Source organism: Pseudomonas sp. E141 (assembly GCF_052659885.1).
In genome coordinates, this window is record NZ_CP084024.1 from 5,584,965 (window position 1) to 5,603,770 (window position 18,806).

The 18,806-nt window shown below is 61.8% G+C and carries 15 protein-coding genes; 12 read left to right on the forward strand and 3 right to left on the reverse strand.

Features of this window, described 5'->3' with window-relative positions; genetic code table 11:
- Nucleotides 1–18: 18 nt before the first annotated feature.
- The 6 genes from exbB to GKKCFE_RS25125 all read left to right on the forward strand — a co-directional run bounded on the left by exbB (nucleotide 19) and on the right by GKKCFE_RS25125 (nucleotide 6,966).
- A complete protein-coding gene (gene exbB, locus GKKCFE_RS25100) occupies nucleotides 19–999 on the forward strand; it encodes a tonB-system energizer ExbB (protein ID WP_047226197.1) in 981 nt (326 codons plus the stop codon).
- A 6-nt stretch (nucleotides 1,000–1,005) separates the two neighbouring features.
- A complete protein-coding gene (gene exbD / locus GKKCFE_RS25105) occupies nucleotides 1,006–1,434 on the forward strand; it encodes a TonB system transport protein ExbD (protein ID WP_047226179.1) in 429 nt (142 codons plus the stop codon).
- A complete protein-coding gene (locus tag GKKCFE_RS25110) occupies nucleotides 1,431–2,186 on the forward strand; it encodes an energy transducer TonB family protein (protein WP_076383095.1) in 756 nt (251 codons plus the stop codon). The genes exbD and GKKCFE_RS25110 overlap by 4 nt, the downstream gene beginning before the upstream one ends.
- Nucleotides 2,187–2,481: 295 nt before the next feature.
- Nucleotides 2,482–3,402 (forward strand): hydrogen peroxide-inducible genes activator, encoded by a 921-nt coding sequence (locus tag GKKCFE_RS25115; protein ID WP_047226181.1) that lies wholly within the window; start codon nucleotides 2,482–2,484, stop codon nucleotides 3,400–3,402.
- Between the two features lie 9 nt (nucleotides 3,403–3,411).
- Nucleotides 3,412–5,487, forward strand: a complete 2,076-nt coding sequence (gene recG / locus GKKCFE_RS25120; protein ID WP_047226182.1) for an ATP-dependent DNA helicase RecG — start codon at nucleotides 3,412–3,414, stop codon at nucleotides 5,485–5,487.
- Nucleotides 5,488–5,565: 78 nt separating this feature from the next.
- Nucleotides 5,566–6,966, forward strand: coding sequence for an aminoacyl-tRNA deacylase and HDOD domain-containing protein (locus tag GKKCFE_RS25125; RefSeq protein WP_139048872.1), 1,401 nt, complete (start codon nucleotides 5,566–5,568; stop codon nucleotides 6,964–6,966).
- 180 nt (nucleotides 6,967–7,146) lie between these two features.
- Here the strand turns inward: GKKCFE_RS25125 and GKKCFE_RS25130 are convergent, their stop codons facing one another.
- Nucleotides 7,147–7,524 (reverse strand): helicase, encoded by a 378-nt coding sequence (locus GKKCFE_RS25130; RefSeq protein WP_139048871.1) that lies wholly within the window; start codon nucleotides 7,522–7,524, stop codon nucleotides 7,147–7,149.
- 451 nt (nucleotides 7,525–7,975) lie between these two features.
- Here GKKCFE_RS25130 and GKKCFE_RS25135 point away from each other — a divergent pair, with 451 nt between their 5' ends.
- Nucleotides 7,976–8,359 (forward strand): DUF6124 family protein, encoded by a 384-nt coding sequence (locus GKKCFE_RS25135; protein ID WP_139048870.1) that lies wholly within the window; start codon nucleotides 7,976–7,978, stop codon nucleotides 8,357–8,359.
- A 512-nt stretch (nucleotides 8,360–8,871) separates the two neighbouring features.
- Here GKKCFE_RS25135 and lapD read toward each other — a convergent pair.
- Together lapD and lapG are read right to left on the reverse strand one after the other, a co-directional pair.
- On the reverse strand, nucleotides 8,872–10,818 hold the full coding sequence (gene lapD, locus GKKCFE_RS25140) for a cyclic di-GMP receptor LapD (RefSeq protein ID WP_188251841.1): 1,947 nt from the start codon (nucleotides 10,816–10,818) through the stop codon (nucleotides 8,872–8,874).
- 14 nt (nucleotides 10,819–10,832) lie between these two features.
- On the reverse strand, nucleotides 10,833–11,456 hold the full coding sequence (lapG, locus tag GKKCFE_RS25145; RefSeq protein WP_370695181.1) for a cysteine protease LapG: 624 nt from the start codon (nucleotides 11,454–11,456) through the stop codon (nucleotides 10,833–10,835).
- Nucleotides 11,457–11,729: 273 nt separating this feature from the next.
- On the opposite strand from lapG, the gene GKKCFE_RS25150 reads away from it, so the two are divergent.
- The 5 genes from GKKCFE_RS25150 (at nucleotide 11,730) to GKKCFE_RS25170 (ending at nucleotide 18,745) form a co-directional block, all read left to right on the forward strand.
- Entirely contained in the window at nucleotides 11,730–12,422 is a 693-nt protein-coding gene (locus tag GKKCFE_RS25150) for a GntR family transcriptional regulator (protein ID WP_107321456.1), read from the forward strand.
- 688 nt (nucleotides 12,423–13,110) lie between these two features.
- Complete coding sequence (locus GKKCFE_RS25155; RefSeq protein ID WP_076383235.1) at nucleotides 13,111–13,887, forward strand: DUF3050 domain-containing protein; 777 nt, start codon at nucleotides 13,111–13,113, stop codon at nucleotides 13,885–13,887.
- Nucleotides 13,884–14,816 carry a diiron oxygenase gene (locus tag GKKCFE_RS25160; protein WP_445577229.1) on the forward strand — a complete coding sequence of 311 codons (933 nt, stop codon included), beginning with the start codon at nucleotides 13,884–13,886 and terminating at the stop codon, nucleotides 14,814–14,816. Before GKKCFE_RS25155 ends, GKKCFE_RS25160 begins: the two co-directional genes overlap by 4 nt.
- A 10-nt stretch (nucleotides 14,817–14,826) precedes the next feature.
- The gene (locus tag GKKCFE_RS25165) at nucleotides 14,827–18,246 is read left to right on the forward strand and encodes an amino acid adenylation domain-containing protein (protein WP_445577230.1); all 3,420 of its coding nucleotides are present in this window, start codon (nucleotides 14,827–14,829) and stop codon (nucleotides 18,244–18,246) included.
- Between the two features lie 34 nt (nucleotides 18,247–18,280).
- Nucleotides 18,281–18,745, forward strand: a complete 465-nt coding sequence (locus GKKCFE_RS25170) for an SRPBCC family protein (protein WP_047230510.1) — start codon at nucleotides 18,281–18,283, stop codon at nucleotides 18,743–18,745.
- Nucleotides 18,746–18,806 lie beyond the last annotated feature (61 nt).

Consider the following 18,806-nt stretch of genomic DNA (forward strand, 5'->3'; position numbering starts at 1 on the left):
CTCTCAGGTCCGGCCAGCATGACACGCTATCTCCCCTCCGCTTCGCCAACCAACCGACCTCGCGCCTGGAGTGCCATGGCAGCCCTGCTGCTCAGCCTGCTGCTAGCACCCGCCGCCGCGTTCGCCGATGCCCAAGCGCCAGCCACGACCCCGGCCACCGCACCCGCCGCCAGCCAGGCGCCGGTCGATGCAGCCGAGCCTGTAGCGGCTCCTCAGGCCAGCGAGCCGGCCCAGGCCGTCGAAGCCGACGCCGCAGACGCACCTCAAATGCTCGAAGCCGACAATACCTTGGGCATGGCCCACGATCTGTCGCCATGGGGCATGTACCAGAACGCCGACATTATCGTGAAAATCGTCATGATCGGCCTGGCCATCGCCTCGATCATCACCTGGACCATCTGGATCGCCAAGGGCTTCGAGCTGATGGGCGCCAAGCGCCGCTTGCGCGGTGAAATCGCCAACCTGAAAAAAGCCACCACCCTCAAAGAGGCCAGCGCCTCTGCGGCCAAAGAGGGCACCCTGGCCAATCTGCTGGTTCACGACGCCCTCGAAGAGATGCGCCTGTCGGCCAACAGTCGTGAGAAGGAAGGCATCAAGGAGCGCGTGAGTTTCCGCCTCGAGCGCCTGGTCGCAGCCTGCGGTCGCAACATGAGCAGCGGCACCGGCGTGCTCGCCACTATCGGTTCCACCGCGCCGTTCGTCGGCCTGTTCGGCACCGTGTGGGGCATCATGAACAGCTTCATCGGCATCGCCAAGACCCAGACCACCAACCTCGCTGTCGTGGCGCCTGGCATCGCCGAAGCCCTGCTCGCGACGGCTCTGGGTCTGGTCGCGGCGATCCCGGCGGTGGTCATCTACAACGTGTTCGCCCGCTCCATTGCCGGTTACAAGGCACAGGTCTCGGACGCTTCGGCCGAAGTCCTGTTGCTGGTCAGCCGCGACCTCGACCACCTGCCACCCGAGCGTGGCTCGCAACCGCACATGGTGAAAGTGGGGTAATCGGCCATGGGCCTGCATTTGAAAGAAGGCGCAGACGACGATCTGGCCGAGAACCACGAAATCAACGTCACGCCGTTCATCGACGTGATGCTGGTGCTGTTGATCATCTTCATGGTGGCCGCTCCGCTCGCCACCGTGGACATCAAGGTCGACCTTCCGGCTTCGACGGCCAAGCCTTCGCCGCGGCCGGAAAAACCGGTATTCCTCAGCGTCAAGGCTGACCAACGCCTGTTCTTGGGCGAAGACGAGGTCAAGGCCGATAGCCTCGGCGCGACCCTCGACGCCAAGACCCAAGGCAAAAAGGACACGACGATCTTCTTCCAGGCGGATAAAGGCGTGGATTACGGCGACTTGATGAGCGTGATGGACGCCCTGCGCGCCGCCGGATACCTGAAGGTCGGCCTGGTCGGACTTGAGACGGCGCCCAAGAAATGATCACGACGCGCCAAAAGCTGACGCGTTACAGCGGTAGCCTGGCCGTGGTGCTGGGCGTGCATGCGCTCGCCATTGCCCTGGCCCTGAACTGGACGTCAAACCCGCCCATTGAATTGCCGCCCCAGGCAATGATGGTCGAGCTGGCGCCGGTTCCGGCCCCACCACCGCCCGCACCGCCTAAAGTCGTCACGCCACCGCAGCCTCCGGAGCCGGTCGAAGAACTGCCGCTGCCTAAAATCGCCGAAGCCGAGAAACCGGAGATTTCGGTGCCCAAGCCGGTCAAGCCCAAGCCTAAACCGCCCAAGCCCAAACCCAAGCCCGTGGAGAAAAAACCGGAACCGCCCAAGGAAGAACCGTCGGAGCAAAAGCCCAGCGATACTCAACCGACCAAGGCTCCGACCGAGAAATCCGCGCAACCGGCGCCTGGCCCATCCCCCGCGCAAATGGCGGCCAAGGCCAGTTGGCAAGGCACCTTGCTTGCGCACTTGGGCAAGTACAAGAAATACCCCGCCAGCGCCCAGTCGCGCGGCAAGGAAGGCTTGAACCGTTTACGGTTCGTGGTGGACGCCGAAGGCAATGTGTTGTCCTTCGAGCTGGTGAGCAAGTCCGGCAACGCCGCCCTGGACCGGGCGACCCTGGAAATGATTCGCCGCGCCCAACCGCTGCCCAAGCCTCCGGCCGACATGCTAGTTAACGGCTCCATCGAAATCGTCGCGCCGTTCGTGTACTCCATCGACAAGCGTCGGCGTTAACCCATTGGCAAGCCCCTGTTACAGGGGCTTATTGTTTCTGGTGAAGGGAATGTATCTGTAGAGCAAGGGGGCCTGTGTGAGCAAAACTTGCTCGCGATACAGGCACCTCGGTTCCGGAGAGGACCGCGCTCGCTTCATCGCGGGCAAGCCTTGCTCCCACAAATAATCCATATGCGTCGTTAAATCCCCTCACCATACCCACATTAGGCAGTGTCACACCGCACCCCCAGTCTGATAACGTGCGTCTATCGATTGCAGCCGGTATGCTTGGCTCGCAACTTCACGGACGCTCGCCATGACCCTCACAGAATTACGCTACATCGTCACCCTCGCCCAGGAGCAACATTTCGGCCACGCCGCCGAGCGTTGCCATGTCAGCCAGCCGACGCTTTCGGTGGGCGTGAAAAAGCTTGAAGACGAGCTCGGCGTGCTGATTTTCGAGCGCAGCAAAAGCGCCGTGCGCCTGACCCCAGTGGGCGAAGGCATCGTTGCCCAGGCACAGAAAGTCCTGGAACAGGCTCAGGGCATCCGTGAACTGGCCCAGGCCGGCAAAAACCAGCTGACCGCCCCACTGAAAGTCGGCGCGATCTACACCGTCGGCCCGTACCTGTTCCCGCACCTGATTCCTCAACTGCACCGGGTCGCCCCGCAGATGCCGTTGTACATCGAAGAAAACTTCACCCATGTGCTGCGCGACAAACTGCGCAACGGCGAACTGGACGCGATCATCATCGCCCTGCCGTTCAACGAAGCCGATGTCCTGACCCTGCCGCTCTACGACGAGCCGTTCTACGTGTTGATGCCGGCCCAGCATCCGTGGACCCAGAAAAAATCCATCGACGCCGGCCTGCTCAACGACAAGAGCCTGCTGCTGCTCGGCGAAGGCCACTGCTTCCGCGACCAGGTGCTGGAAGCCTGCCCGACCCTGACCAAAGGCAGCGAAGGCGCCAAGCACACCACGGTGGAATCCAGCTCCCTGGAAACCATTCGCCACATGGTCGCCTCGGGCCTGGGCATTTCTATTTTGCCGCTGTCGGCGGTGGACAGCCATCATTACGCCCCTGGCGTGATCGAGGTTCGCCCACTGACGCCGCCCGTGCCGTTCCGCACCGTTGCCATCGCCTGGCGCGCCAGCTTTCCGCGACCCAAGGCCATCGAGATCCTCGCTGACTCGATCCGCCTGTGTTCCGTGGCCAAGCCGCCCACTGCCAAGTAAGCCCCGGCCATGACTGAGCTGTCGAAAGTGCCGGTCACGGCACTCAAGGGTGTCGGTGAAGCCATGGCCGAGAAGCTGGCCAAGGTTGGCCTGGAAAACCTTCAGGACGTGCTGTTCCACCTGCCGCTGCGTTACCAGGACCGCACCCGCGTCGTGCCCATCGGGCATTTACGTCCGGGCCAGGACGCCGTGATCGAAGGCACCGTCAGCGGCGCCGACGTGGTCATGGGTCGGCGCCGTAGCCTGGTGGTGCGCCTGCAGGACGGCACCGGCGGGCTGAGCCTGCGCTTCTATCACTTCAGCAATGCGCAAAAGGAGGGCCTCAAGCGTGGCACCCGCGTGCGCTGCTACGGTGAAGCGCGGCCCGGTGCATCCGGGCTGGAGATCTATCACCCGGAATACCGCGCCATCACCGGCGACGAGCCGCCCCCGGTGGATGAAACCCTGACCCCGGTCTACCCGCTCACCGAAGGCCTGACCCAACAGCGTCTGCGCCAGCTCTGCCAGCAAACCCTGACCCTGCTCGGCCCCAGCAGCCTGCCCGACTGGCTGCCCAACGAACTGGCCCGGGATTATCAACTGGCGCCGCTGGCGGATGCGATTCGCTACCTGCACCATCCGCCGGCCGATGCCGATGTCGACGAACTGGCCCTGGGGCATCACTGGGCCCAGCACCGGCTGGCCTTTGAAGAGCTGCTGACCCATCAACTGTCCCAGCAACGCCTGCGCGAAAGCCTGCGTTCCCTGCGCGCCCCGGCCATGCCCAAGGCCAAGGATCTGCCGGCCCGTTACCTGGCTAACCTCGGCTTTAAACCCACAGGGGCCCAGCAGCGGGTCGGCAACGAAATCGCCTACGACCTGAGCCAGCCCGAACCGATGCTGCGGCTGATCCAGGGCGATGTGGGTGCCGGCAAGACCGTGGTCGCCGCCCTCGCCGCGCTCCAGGCCCTGGAAGCCGGCTATCAAGTGGCGTTGATGGCGCCCACCGAGATTCTCGCCGAACAACATTTCATCACCTTCCAGCGCTGGCTCGAACCCCTGGGGATCGAAGTCGCCTGGCTGGCCGGCAAGCTCAAGGGCAAGAATCGCGCAGCCGCCCTGGCGCAGATCGCCGAAGGTGCACCGATGGTGGTCGGCACCCATGCGTTGTTCCAGGACGAAGTGCAGTTCAAGAACCTGGCGCTGGTGATCATCGACGAACAGCACCGCTTCGGGGTGCAGCAGCGCCTGGCGCTGCGGCAGAAAGGCGTGGGCGGGCGGATGTGCCCTCACCAATTGATCATGACCGCCACGCCGATTCCGCGGACCCTGGCCATGAGCGCCTATGCCGACCTCGACACCTCGATCCTCGACGAACTGCCTCCCGGACGCACACCAGTCAATACCGTGCTGGTCACCGACACCCGGCGCGTCGAAGTGATCGAGCGCGTGCGCGGTGCCTGCGCCGAAGGGCGACAGGCCTATTGGGTGTGCACGCTGATTGAAGAATCGGAAGAGCTGACCTGCCAGGCGGCCGAAACCACCTATGAAGACCTCACCGCCGCCCTCGGCGAACTGAAAGTCGGGCTGATCCACGGGCGCATGAAACCCGCCGAGAAAGCCGCCGTCATGGCCGAATTCAAGGCCGGGGCACTGCAATTGCTGGTCGCCACCACGGTGATCGAAGTCGGGGTCGATGTGCCCAATGCCAGCTTGATGATCATCGAGAACCCCGAGCGCCTGGGTCTGGCACAGTTGCATCAGCTACGCGGCCGCGTCGGCCGGGGCAGTGCCGCCAGCCATTGCGTCTTGCTGTATCACCCGCCGCTGTCGCAGATTGGTCGCCAGCGCCTGGGCATCATGCGCGAAACCAACGATGGTTTTGTCATCGCCGAAAAAGACCTGGAATTGCGCGGACCCGGTGAAATGCTCGGCACGCGCCAGACCGGCCTGCTTCAATTCAAGGTAGCCGACCTGATGCGCGACGCCGATCTGCTCCCCGCTGTACGCGACGCCGCCCAGGCGCTGCTGGAGCGCTGGCCGGAGCATGTCAGCCCGCTGCTGGATCGCTGGTTGCGTCACGGGCAGCAATACGGCCAAGTGTGAGCACGCTCTCAGTTTCTGGGCGCGCCTGCCCGGCAAGCTGGTTATACTGCTGAACTTGTAGGAAAACGGATACAGACCATGACAGAAGCTGCCCTCGTCCCCGAAACCCCGCACGCTCCGTCTGTTATTCGGCTGTTGCTCGAGAAACTGGGCATCGGCTTTGACGAAGTAATCGAACGACCAGGCCTGAATCCCGCCCGTAAAGTGCAGGCTGTTTTGTTGCACGATGCCGTTGGCGCCCTCATGGTGCTGTTTCCGCAAAGCCAACTGCTGGACCTCAACCGCTTGGCCGAACTCACCGGTCGCAAACTCACGGCGGTGCCTACTGACCGTCTGGAGCGCATGCTCGGCAAACATAGCCTGAGCCTGCTGCCCGGCCTGCCGGCGCTGACCAGCTCCCCTTGCCTGTATGAAGAAAGCCTGCTGCGCGAGCCGAAGCTGCTGATCAACTCAGGCGAACCAGGGCTGCTGCTGGAAGTGACCAGCGAAGCCTTCAAGAGCATGCTCACCAAGGCCAGTGCCGCGACCTTCGGCGAAGCCGTGAGCAACATCACCCCCAACCTTGATCGCCCGCACGACGACCGCGCGGAAATCACTCAGGCTGTGCAGGCGTTCACCGCCCGACGTATCCAGCAACGGCTGGAAGAAACCATCGAAATTCCACCACTGGCCGAAACGGCGCAGAAGATCATCAAGCTGCGGGTCGACCCGGACGCCACCATCGATGACATCACCGGCGTCGTGGAAACCGATCCGGCCCTGGCCGCGCAAGTGGTGAGCTGGGCTGCCTCGCCGTATTACGCCTCGCCCGGCAAGATCCGTTCGGTGGAAGACGCCATCGTCCGGGTACTGGGCTTCGACCTGGTGATCAACCTGGCACTGGGCCTGGCCTTGGGCAAGACCCTGAGCCTGCCTAAGGACCACCCACAACACACCACGCCGTACTGGCATCAGTCGATCTACACCGCCGCCGTCATCGAGGGCCTGACCCGCGCCATGCCGCGCGCCCAGCGCCCAGAAGGCGGCCTGACCTACCTGTCCGGCCTGCTGCACAACTTCGGCTATCTGTTGCTGGCCCACGTCTTCCCGCCGCACTTCTCGTTGATCTGCCGGCACCTGGAGGTCAACCCGCACCTGTGCCACAGCTACGTGGAGCAGCACCTCTTGGGCATCAGTCGCGAGCAGATCGGTTCATGGCTGATGCGCTACTGGGACATGCCCGACGAACTGGCCACCGCCCTGCGCTTCCAGCACGACCCGCACTACGACGGCGAATACGCCGCCTACCCGAACCTGGTGTGCCTGGCCGTACGCCTGCTGCGCGCCCGTGGCATTGGCTCGGGTCCCGACGAGGAGATTCCCGACGCACTGCTCGAACGCGTCGGCCTGAGTCGCGACAAAGCCAATGAAGTGGTCAGCAAAGTGCTGGAGGCTGAGGTGTTGTTGCGCGAACTGGCTTCGCAGTTCAGCCACGGTTGAATAGGATCTCCCGGTAACTGCGGGTGAGTGAAGCTCTTGTGGCGAGGGAGCTTGCTCCCGCTCGACTGCGCAGCAGTCGCAAAACCAACTGACGCGATCCGCCAGGAAGGCCGCATCAACCCATTTTGGGGCCGCTTCGCAGCCCAGCGGGAGCAAGCTCCCTCGCCACAGGGTAAATCACTAGGCTTTAGCCTTTTTCGGCTTCAAATACCGCATCAACCCCTGAAACCAGATCACCAGCGCCGGGTTGCCCTTGATCTGGATCGACTTGTCCTGAATCCCGGTCATGAACGCCAACTGCTTGTTCTTCGCCTGCATCGTGGCAAAGCCATAAGCCGCGTCCTTGAAGGCGATGGCGAACGCAGGCGTCGGGTAAGTGCCGGACTGGCTGGTGATGCGCTGGTCTTTCACCGTGAAATGCCGGGCGACCTTGCCGTCCAGGGTTTGCAGTTGAAACACCAGTTCCTTATCGCCCAACTGCTGCTGGAACGCCGGATTGGTCCGGCTGGCCCTGCCCATCAACAACCCCAGCATCCACAGCAGAAAGCGAAATTTCATGGGCACGGCCTCGTGAGAAAGATGAATGGCGGGGGCAGTTTAGCGATTCCACAGCGGAACGCCATCATCGGATCGCTTTGACGGAAGATGGATGAGTTTTCTTGCATGATGACCGCCAAGTCACCTTTTCACGTTTTCGTTTCCTTTCAGGTTCCTAGGAGATTTCCTTCAAAACGCCGGGCTGTTCATGAACTAGGCAGTGCTTCCGAGCGCCGCTAACCTTTGTCCGTCATCGCAAAAAACGGTGATACGGACGTGCAAGTCCGGCTGGTACCCAATCGGTTATAGCTATTGACCGAGCATTTTTTTATGCTCGCGTCCGTTATGGCGATTGTGCGTGGGAGACCTTCGGGTCTGCCGGCGGTACCGGACCGGTCTTGCACACCTACGCACAGTTGCCACCTCTTCGAATGCAAGCGAAAGGATGCCAACTCAACTCTGGTACATAAATATGGTCAAGCCTTCACCAAATCCGCCGCAAAGCGGCCATAAATCCCGCGTCGAAGCCCTCGCAGAAAAAAAGCTCGAAGATGCCGCCACCCGCGCCCTCGATTACTACCTCAAACCCCAGCCCTCCCCACCGTCCGAACCTGACAAAAACCAACTCTTCATCGTCTCCCCCCACATCGACACCGAAACCCTGCTGGCCAACGCCTCCGAAGACCTGCTCTCCATCAGCACCATCGCCGCCGACCTGGCCGACGACGTGGATGACTCACGCCGCTGCGTAGCCCTGGCGATCAGCCGCATGGCCGATGGGGTTCAGTTGCTGGTTGAACGGGCGTTGGATCATCTGGAAACGAAGGAGATGGCGGCGCCTGGGACCAAGGGGTAGCGCTTTGCTTTGATGCAAACTGTGCCGACGCCATCGCGAGCAAGCTCGCTCCCACAATTGGATTGGAGTACACCCGCAAGAGCCAGGCCGGCTATATGGCCGCCTCGCGAGCAAGCTTTGCTCCCACAGGTTCTGCTCAAACAAGTCTGATGGGTGTACACCCGCCAAAGCCAGGCCGGCTGTCAGGCCGCCTCGCTTTTGATTTTGATCTGGGGGCCCCGTTAACCACGCTGGCCGAACGCAGGTATTGCGTAGTGGGCATCCCGGCATGGATGCCGGGATAGCCGCGCTGGGCCATGGATGGCCCTTCGCGGCGGGCCCACGGAGCAATGCCGGAGTGAGGGCACACCGAGCCTAAGCGAGGTGCCGAGTGGTGGGGCAAAAGCGCTTTGGTTACTTTCGCCTGGGCCGGCTTCCGGATTTTCGAAAGTGACCCGCCGTAAGGGCGGAACCATAAGCCGCCGTTACCGCAGCAATGGATATGTACTCAGCCAGAAGAATACAAGGCCGTCTCACCCCCAACGCCGAGGCTCCCCAACCAACTGCCCCTGCACCCCAAACAACCCCATCTCCCGAATCACCGCCAACTCCCCCTCCGTCTCAACCCGCTCGGCAATCAACGGCAAGTCAATACTGTGAGCAGCACGCTGGATCGCTTCAATAAACAGGCGCTTGTCACTCTCCTGATCAATGGCACGGATATAGCTGCCATCGATCTTCAGATAAGCCAACCCCAACCGCGACAAGTTGCCAATCATGCTGAACCGCCCACCAAAACGCTGCAGGCTCAGGGAGAAACCAAGCTCACGCAGGTGCCGAGTCAACTCCTCCAGCACCGCTTGCTCCGGCAGTTGCTCTTCACCAATCTCCAGGGTCAAGCGCGGCCCAAGGTTGGAATGCGCCCGCAGGATCTCAAAGACCTTGTTCAGCGCCTGCGGATCGGCCAACGTCGCCGAAGACAGGTTCAACGCCAGGGACTGGTCATGCCCGGCCATTTGCTTGAGCACCTGTTCGAGCATCAAACGATCCAGACGCGCGGTCCAACCGAAGCGCTCCAGCCATGGCAGAAAGCGCCCGGCGGGGATGGTCTGGCCCTGCTCGTCCAGCAGTCGTGACAGCACTTTGTAATGCAGCACCACTTGGGTGTCCTGGGCGGCCACCACCGGTTGGAAGTACAGCTCGAAGCGCTGATTGCTCAAGGCCTGGTCGAGCAGATTGTGCCAGGCATGATGATCGTCACCGACGCTGGCCGAGGCGCTGTGGTCCAGGCAGGCCCAACCCGGTTCGCCCTGGCTTTCGGCCTGGGCAAGGGCCTGGTCGCCGAGCTGGAGCACGGCTTGCGGCGAGTCGCCATGGACGAATGGCGCCAGTCCGATGGAGGCCACCGAAGCCACGTCGGTCGCACCGGTGGCATGCAGGCTCGCCAACGCGCTTTCGAGGCTCTGCGCCAGTTGCAGCGCTTCCTCGCGCACCAGCCCCGGCGCCAGCACGGCGAACTCCCCACCGCGGATGCGCGTCACCATGTTGTGGGTTTCAGGGTAGCGGGCGCATTCACGCTGCAATTGTTCGCCCACGGCCTTGAGCAACTGGTCGGTGCGCTGCCCGCCCAGCCGCTGGTTCAACCCGGCCAGGTCCTTGACCCGCAGCAACAGCAGATAACCGGAACTGGCCTGCTCGGGGTTGCTCACCCGGGCGTGGAGCTGCATTTCGAAATACCGCCGGTTGGCCAGGCCCGTGAGATTGTCCTGATAAGACTCGACCCGCAGTTTTTCGCTACGCTCGGCCTGCTCCTGAAACAGCGCCTTGAGCTTCTCGACCATCTGGTTCATCGCCTGCACCACCCGGCGCAGTTCCGGGGTACGCGGCAACTCCGGCAGGCTCAGGAACTCGCGACGGGCGATGGCATGGGACTGGTGCACCATGTAATCCAGCGGCTTGAGCTGACGACGCAGCAGCAAGGCCCCCAGCACCGCGCTCACCGCGCCGCACAGCAGCAGCCAGCCCAGGCTGCCCAATGCGCTCTGCCACAGCTTGGCGAGGGCGAACATCGGGTGGCTGACCACTTCGACCCGCGCCGCCTGTTCCCAGCCACGGCTAACAATCGCATCGCCACCGGCCGGCTCCAGGCCGATGAGCTTGATGAACCATTGCGGCACGTTGCCGGCGTCGGGCGTGCCGGTACGCTCGACGAGGGTTTGGTCGGTGGCGACATCGACCACACGGATGGTTGCGTAATAGCCGCTGTCGAAAATCGAACTGACCATCAGCTCCACCATCGCCGGGTCGTCGATGTTCGGCGTCAGGGACAGCGCCAGCGCCGTGGCCGCGTCCTGGGCGTGGGAGCGCAACTGGTTGACGTACTGGGCCCGCGAGCTTTCCAGACTGACCATGAAGCTGCCGCTGAAGGCAACCACCAGGAACAGACAGATAGCGATCAACAGCTGTTTGAACAAGGACATCTGAGCGCGCGCTCCTAGTTAGTCGTCTCGACCGGAAAACCTTCGGCCTGCATTTTTTTCAACACATCCTGCCACCGGGACAGGCGCTTGGTGTCACCCACTTTCTTGTTGCCCTTGGCGCCTGGCAGCCACAATCCCTCGGCATTGAAAGAGTAGACCGGCAACAGATCGGTCCGCTGGCTGGCCGGCAGGATGCCGTCGATCAGGCTGTCGAGTACCAGCGGCATGGCATCGGGGGTCGCGTAGTAAGTGAGCACCATGTGCGCACGGTTCTGCCGCAACGCCTTGACGTAGGTGATGCGCAGCTTGTCACTGGACACCCCCAGACGACGCAGGCTGAAGTACTTGGCAATGGCGTAGTCCTCGCAATCCCCGGCCCCTTTCCACAAGGCCTGGATCGGGGTCTCCCAGTAATCGACCTGACGCCACAAGTCGATGTCTTCGACGTAGCGCACCCGTTTGTTGAAAAACAGGTTCACCACCTTGAGCTGCTCAAGCTCCGGCGTCTGCTTCTGGGTCGCCAACAATTGCTGCCAGGCATCGATCCGTTGCTGCCCTTCGCCCAACGGCCCATATAACGCTTGCGCCCGCCGGCTGATCTGCGCAAAGTCCCAGTCAGCCTGCAGGCCGCCCAGCATGAGGCCGGTCAGCAACAATGCCGAACACAGCCAGCGCAAGGACCTGGGAACAGGGAAAGGTGCAGCCAAGGGAAATACGTCCAAAAAGGGCCGTGGGAAATGCGTTGGATGGTGAAGCCTGGCCCGGCAAAAGACAATGGCAAGGTGCGATCACCACGAGCAGACTAAACTTTAGTTCAGGAACCGGGGCCGCGAGGTTTTGACGGCTTGGCAATCTGTAACTACTGTTGGCTTGGATCCAATTTTTGTTACTACCAGTCAGGGTGCGTTGTCGTGACACAGAAGCCCAAACCGCTAAGCACTATCCAGGTCAACGGGCCCATTCCCGCTGCCCAAGCGCGCTCAATCATCGAAGAATCCCTGCGTGAGGCCATACTCGACGGGCGCCTGCCCTGCGGCACCGCCCTGCGCCAGCAGGAACTGGCCGACCTGTTCGGCGTCAGCCGCATGCCGGTACGCGAGGCCTTGCGCCAGCTCGAGGCGCAATCACTGCTCAATGTGGTTCAGCACAAAGGCGCCGTGGTAGCCCCGTTGATCACCAACAATGCGATCGAAACGTACGCCCTGCGTTCGGTCCTTGAATCTTTCGCATTGCGCCTGTCCATTCCCCTCCTCGATGCCGAGGACCTGGCCATGGCCGCCCATTACATCGAGCAACTGGAAGCCCAGACCGACCACGCTGAAATCGGCAGGCTCAACCGGCTGTTTCACATGTCGCTTTATCACAAGGCACCCAACAGTAAACTGCTGGACCTGATCGAGCGCGAGCTCAATGAGGAAGAACGCTTCTTGCGCTTCCATCTGTCGTCCATGGGCTTGGGCAAACTGACCCAGGACGATCATCGCGCGCTGCTGGAGGCCGCTACGGCCCAGGACATCGACAGAGCGGTTGCCCTGCTGGAGCTGCATCTGGAAAAAGCCTGCGTCACCATCCGTCGCTATCTGGAACAACAACCAAGCCGTTGACCTGCCCCTCGCGCCCCGAGGGGCGCATCACTTTCTTACACATCCCTCCTACACGGTTTCTCGCCCGCCCGACGAGGCCGCAGCGTAGCCGCGCCCTGTCGCCCCCATCAGTTCAATGGCACTGCCATCGATTTGGGCCCACTCTTGCGTTTGTCGATTAAAAAACAGACCTGAAGAAGTCAGCGCCTGGCCGCAGCCAGGCGAATCGAAGCCAACACGCAAGGAGCACCGCCCAACCGGCGGGATGATCGGAAGTCCGTCCGATGTCCCCCCCATAAAACAACAACTTCTTATTTCCCTGTCCCCTGAAGTGCTCCGAGTGAGGCATTCACTCAACTTCTTCGATTCTGATACTTCTCTATCGGAAGGAGCGGCTTCGCCTGAATAAAACTTATATTAAAAGTTTTAATACCCCTCTTCGCGCCCAACAAATAACCCCATTTAAATAATTAAAAAAACACTTGCCGCTTACTTGTTCGGTGTATTAGCTTTTTATCCGTCGAGTTGTTATCGACCGCTTACATTTATGGCCTAGGTCCGAAAAACCTTGCCCGCACGCCATGAATGCGTAGTTAAGACGAGCACTTCAATACTTTCGAAACTTATGGACTCCGGTTCAGGCACCCGCTCGCTTTTATTAAAGCCCGGGTGACTTTTCCGAACAAACAACATTGATGAGGACGTTCCGATGCAGCCAACCAAAGAACAACTATCTCTGAAAAAACACGCCCTTGGCCAACACCCGGTTTTTTCTGAAATAACATCAATCGATCTGCTGCGCCGCTTTATGCAAAGCCATGTTTTTGCCGTGTGGGATTTCATGTCACTGACCAAACGGCTGCAACGGGAGCTGACCTGTGTCCACTTGCCCTGGTTACCGCCGGCCGACCCACACGCTGCACGTTTGATCAACGAAATCGTCCTGGGCGAGGAGTCGGATGACCGCCCCGGAGCCGGCTATTGCAGCCATTTCGAACTGTACCTGGACGCCATGCGCGAGGTTGGCGCCGATACTCGCGCCATTGAGCAGTTCATCACCTTGCAACAGGAAGGCGTCAGTCCCGAAACAGCCTTGGAGAGCGTCGAAGTGGAGCCGGCGGCGGCCCGGTTCGTCCGCCAGACACTGCAAACGGCGCTGCACGCACCGGCCCACAGCGTGGCCGCCGCCTTCGTGCATGGCCGCGAGAGCGTCATCCCGCAGATGTTCCAGCGCATGCTGGACGCTTGGGGCATCGGCCTGGATCAGGCGCCGACGTTTCGTTATTACCTGCAGCGGCACATCGAGGTGGATTCCGAGGACCACGGCCCGGCAGCGGAAAAACTCTTGGCCCGGCTGATCGATGGCGACCCGCAGCGCGAAACCGAGGTTCTGGCCGCTGCACTCGCCGCCGTCCAAAGCCGCACCGCGTTGTGGGACGGGTTACGCCAGAGCATGGCCCAACCGCTTGCGCAGGTGGCGCCATGAACGCTGTCGAATACCAATCCTTCGCCGACGCCTGGGAAAGCCGCGCCACCATCCGCACCCGGCCACGGCGCCGGGTCGAAGACGACGACAAGTTGATCTTCCCCATGAGCCGTCAGCCCCTGGTGCACAGCCAGACCTTCCTCAGCCACTGCCCGCAACTGCGCGATTTTGTGCTGGTCCAGAGCCTCTACAAGTTCATCAACGATGTGGTGATCTTCGAGACCGAGCTGGTGGACCACACCGCCCGGCGCATTGCCAAGAACAGCTTCGGCATCGAGTTCCCGTTCGCCTGCCGCTACGACGCGATGACGGTGGTTGTGGACGAGGATTATCACGCACTGGTGGCGATGGACTTCATGCAGCAGACCATCGACATGACTGGCATTGCGCCGATCCCGTTGCCCGATCAGATCGAGCTCAGCCGCGCCATCCCGGCGACGCTGGCCCAGGCACCGGAGCATTTGCTCAGCGCCGTGGAGCTGATCTGCATCGCCATTGCCGAGAACACCGTGACCAACGAGGTGGCGGCATTCGCCCGGGATGATTCGGTCAAGGCGTCGATCAAGGGCCTGATGGCCGACCACTTGCTGGATGAGGGACGGCACTCCGGATTCTGGACGCGCCTGGTGCAAATCTACTGGCGCAACGCGCCCGAAGCTGACCGCGATGCGATTGCGCGACTGATGCCCGGCTTCATCAGCCAGTACCTGGCGAGCGATCTGCAACAGGCGTTCGATTTTCAGCTGATCGCACACCTGCCCGTCGACGAATCCGTGCGCCAGTCACTGCGCGAAGAGGCCAGTGCGCTGGCGTATCCCATCAATCGTTTTCACCCGTTGGTGGGCAATATCACGCGCTTTTTTCGCAGCAGCTCGATGCTGGCGTCCCCCTGCGTGCGTGACGCCCTGGCCGACTACCTGACCCCATGAGGATCCGCCCATGAGACGCCTCGAAATTGCCGTGTCTGGCACCAGCCAGGCCATGACCGACCTGGCCCAGGAGCTCGAACTGCACGGCCACGGTGTTGTGCATCTTGAATCAGCGCAGCACCACACAGCGGTAGACCTGTTGATTGATGACGGGACGCTGCCCTGCACCCTAGACGCCCGCTCAAACCTTCAGGTGCGTGTGGCGCTCCAGGCTTTTCCCGGCCAGGCATTGCCACAGCCGGTGGTGGTTTTCCGCGACAGCGCGCATCGGCCGTTGTCCCAGGAAGTGATCGCCCCGCAAGGCTGCGGCAACGGCCAGTCTTTGCGACTGCGCGCCTTGGCGGCGGTGGTCGAGCACGGTGCGCGACTGGTCAGCCAGCTTTCCCGGGACGAAGCCTGCTTCGATCACTGGCCGACGGTGCAGACCGACGCCTGCGATGAATCGTTGCAGGGACTGGATGTGTTGGAGTCGCTGGCCTTCGAACACCACCTCAATCGGCCCGCGGTGCCTTGGCTGCTGGCTGCAGCCGAAGTGCCGGTCATGCATGACATCGAGCAGCGCATGCTCGATGACGGTACGCAAGCGGCCCTATGGGTCGACGGTCAGCTTGTCGACTACAAGCCCTTGCGCAGTCTGGCGTTGCGCTTGCAGGAGCCGATGCTCAAGCAACTGGCCGGGGCAAAACCTGGAGTGATTGGTGTCTGCCTGCCCAAGTCCGCACAGTTGTACGCAGCTATCCTGGCGGTACTGGGTTGCGGGGCGGTGTACCTGCCGCTGGACCCGCAGCACCCCGCGCAACGACGGCGCTTTATCCTGGAGAACGCCAACGCCGACTTACTGCTGCACGACGGTGACAGCGACCTGGGCGAGCTGTCGCTGCCGACGCTGGATGTACGCAAGCTGCCTTCACCCAAACCCGGCATCCCGGCCTCGCTGATCCGCCGCGTGGTGGACAGCGACGAACCGGCCGTGGCGATCTACACGTCCGGCACCACCGGCCAACCCAAAGGCGTGCTGCTCAGTCATCGCAACCTCAGCCATTTCTGCGCCTGGTATAGCGACTATGTCCGCTTACAGCGTGACAGCCGGGCATTGCAGTTCTCCACCATCAACTTTGACGCATCGTTGCTGGATATCCTGCCAACCTTCATCCAGGGTGCGACGCTGGTGGTGCCCAGCGAAGACCAGCGTCGCGACCCGCAGCAACTGGTGGCGCTGATTCAGCAACAGCATGTCACTCATGCTTTCCTGCCACCCGCGCTGCTGAGCGTGATGCCGCTGGATGCACCGTTGGGGCTGGAACACCTGATTACCGGCGGCGATGTCTGTGAGCCGTTCGTGATCGAGCAGCTCGCACCGCAGTGCAGTTTCCACAACATCTACGGCCCCACCGAAACCACGGTGCTGGTCACCACCCGGCAATTCGGTGTCGGTGACAACAACCGCAACCTCGGTGTGCCCATCGCCAATGGCCGGGTGCTGATTCTGGATGAGCAGCTGCAACCGGTGCCCCAAGGCACACCGGGCGAGCTGTACATCGCCGGGCCTGGGGTCGGCCTCGGCTATCTGAACGACCCGGCGTTGACCGCGAGCCGCTACCTCAACCTGACGCTGCCTGGCGGGGCAACGCTGCGGGTTTATCGCACAGGCGATATCGCCCAATGGACCGACCACGGCATCGAACTGTGTGGTCGGCGCGATAACCAGGTGAAGATCCGTGGCTTTCGGGTCGAACCCGAGGAAATCGAGCATTGCCTGCGCGACAGCCAGTTGTTTCGCCAAGTAGCGGTGGGGGTCGATGAACGACGGCGGATCCTGGCGTTTCTGGTTCACCCTCGGGAAGAGCGGGCCGACGCCGCCCTCCAGGCTTTGCGCGAGCATGTACAAACCGCGCTGCCCAGCTACATGCACCCGGCGGCCTACGTGCAATTGCCCTGCCTGCCCTACACCAGCAATGGCAAAGTCGATCGCCGGGCCTTGCTCGCCACGGCGGTGCAAGTGCAGGTCGGCAGCCATCGGCGCCAGCCGCAGAACGTTCTGGAAACGCAGCTGCGGCAACTGTGGGCCGAGTTGCTGGAGCTGCCGGTCGACGACATCGCCACCGATGAGAGTTTTTTCAATCTCGGTGGCCATTCGATCCTGCTGTCACAACTGTTGCTGGGGGTCCGCGAAGCCTTCGGGCGCAGCCTGTCGATCAATCGCTTCATCGAAGCACCTACGCTGATCACGCTGGCGAAGTTACTGGACGATCCTGCGCAAAACAGCACATCGACCCTCAGCCCCCAGGCCTTGATCGATGCGCAAGCGGAACTCAACCTCGATCCCCTGCCTGTCAGCCGGTGTGGTGATGTGCACAAGGTGGTGGTGACCGGCGCCAACAGTTTTCTTGGGGTACACATCGTCGAGGCCTTGCTGGCCTGGGGCGCCACCGAAGTCGCGTGCCTGGTGCGCGAATCCGGCGGACAAAGCGCGGCCGAACGCTTTGCCCAGGCCCTGCGGGACAATCGGCTGAACCACCTGGACCTGAGCCGCGTCAGTGTCTACGCCGCCGACATCACCCAACCGCAATTGGGTTTGCCAGACGACGTCTATGCCCGCATCGACCGCACCTTCGGCGCGTTGGTGCACAACGCCGCCCACGTCAATCATGTGCTCGACTACGAGTCTTTGGCGCGGGACAACGTGGAGCCGATCTTCGAATGCCTGCGCCTGTGTGAAGGGCGCAGCAAGAAGATCTTCAACTTCGTCTCTACGCTGTCGGCGTCCAGTGCGCTGGATGCCGACGGCCAGGTCCTGGAGCAGCCCGCCGCAGAGACGCCGCCGATCTACATCAAGAACGGCTACAACCTGTCCAAATGGGTCGGCGAACGGATCCTGCAGCGCGCTCGGGATCGCGGGGTGTGGGTCAACCTGTTTCGCCCCGGCAACATCAGTTTCAACAGCCTGACCGGGGTCTGCCAGCCCCACAAGAACCGGTTGATGCTGATGCTCAAGGGCTCGATCCAGCTCGGTCAGGTGCCGGATCTGTCCCTCAACTTCGACCTGATGCCGGTGGACTTCCTGTCGCGCTTCATCGCCTTCCACGCCAGTCGTTATCAGCCGACGCAGGCGGTGTTCAACCTGCACAACCCCGAGCCCTTGAGCTGGGACGCTTATGTGGCGTCGTTTCGTGAAAGCGGCCGGGAATTTTCCCTGGTCAGCGTCGCCGACTGGCAACGGCAACTGGGCCGGGTCGATGCCGACAATGCGCTGTTCGGCGTACTGGGTTTCTACCTCAACGGTTTCGAGGAAGACATCGGCGACATCTCGCTGATCAACCACGCCAACGCCCGGGCGGGCGTCCGGCAGATGGGTGCCCGCTACCCGGAAAAATCCCCGGCCTTGCTGCGCCGCGGCGCTGATTACCTCAAGGCCATCGATTTCATCTGAAGCACCCCTCAACTGTAAAAAAAGGAGCAAGACCATGAATGCACTTCAACCCGACACCTTGATCAAGAACCCCCACGCCTGCGAGGTCGAAACTTCAGTGGAAGTACCCGCCAACGCGGCGAGCGTCTGGGCAGTGGTGGGCAATTTTGCAAGGTTCGATCGATTCATCCCGGCACTTGAGCACATCGAAATGACCGGCGAGGGCGTGAGGTCCCTGCGCAAGAAGTTTTTCCGCGACGGGCAGAACCTGGTGGTGGAACAGCTCAACAGCCATGATGACCAGGCCATGCACATGACCTGGACGCTGATCTACAACACCCTGGGCATCGATAACCTGTGGGCGGCAATGCGCGTCGAGCCCCTGGCGGACAACCGCTGCCGCGCCACCTGGACCATCATCGCCGACCACACCGATGCCCATACCCCGTCCGGCTTCCGAGATTTCCTGCAAGGGTTTGCCGATGAGGCGATGGGGAATGTGCAAGTGATGTTCAAGTAAACCTTGTGGGAGCGAGCCTGCTCGCGAAAGCGGTGGGTCAGCTGGCGATGATATTGGCTGT

Bases quoted from the DNA above. Each gene is read 5' to 3' on its own strand.
- exbB (WP_047226197.1), top strand. From the start codon at position 19: ATGACACGCTATCTCCCCTCCGCTTCGCCAACCAACCGACCTCGCGCC.
- exbD (WP_047226179.1), top strand. From the start codon at position 1,006: ATGGGCCTGCATTTGAAAGAAGGCGCAGACGACGATCTGGCCGAGAAC.
- GKKCFE_RS25110 (WP_076383095.1), top strand. From the start codon at position 1,431: ATGATCACGACGCGCCAAAAGCTGACGCGTTACAGCGGTAGCCTGGCC.
- GKKCFE_RS25115 (WP_047226181.1), top strand. From the start codon at position 2,482: ATGACCCTCACAGAATTACGCTACATCGTCACCCTCGCCCAGGAGCAA.
- recG (WP_047226182.1), top strand. From the start codon at position 3,412: ATGACTGAGCTGTCGAAAGTGCCGGTCACGGCACTCAAGGGTGTCGGT.
- GKKCFE_RS25125 (WP_139048872.1), top strand. From the start codon at position 5,566: ATGACAGAAGCTGCCCTCGTCCCCGAAACCCCGCACGCTCCGTCTGTT.
- GKKCFE_RS25130 (WP_139048871.1), bottom strand. From the start codon at position 7,524: ATGAAATTTCGCTTTCTGCTGTGGATGCTGGGGTTGTTGATGGGCAGG.
- GKKCFE_RS25135 (WP_139048870.1), top strand. From the start codon at position 7,976: ATGGTCAAGCCTTCACCAAATCCGCCGCAAAGCGGCCATAAATCCCGC.
- lapD (WP_188251841.1), bottom strand. From the start codon at position 10,818: ATGTCCTTGTTCAAACAGCTGTTGATCGCTATCTGTCTGTTCCTGGTG.
- lapG (WP_370695181.1), bottom strand. From the start codon at position 11,456: ATGCTGGGCGGCCTGCAGGCTGACTGGGACTTTGCGCAGATCAGCCGG.
- GKKCFE_RS25155 (WP_076383235.1), top strand. From the start codon at position 13,111: ATGCAGCCAACCAAAGAACAACTATCTCTGAAAAAACACGCCCTTGGC.
- GKKCFE_RS25160 (WP_445577229.1), top strand. From the start codon at position 13,884: ATGAACGCTGTCGAATACCAATCCTTCGCCGACGCCTGGGAAAGCCGC.
- GKKCFE_RS25165 (WP_445577230.1), top strand. From the start codon at position 14,827: ATGAGACGCCTCGAAATTGCCGTGTCTGGCACCAGCCAGGCCATGACC.
- GKKCFE_RS25170 (WP_047230510.1), top strand. From the start codon at position 18,281: ATGAATGCACTTCAACCCGACACCTTGATCAAGAACCCCCACGCCTGC.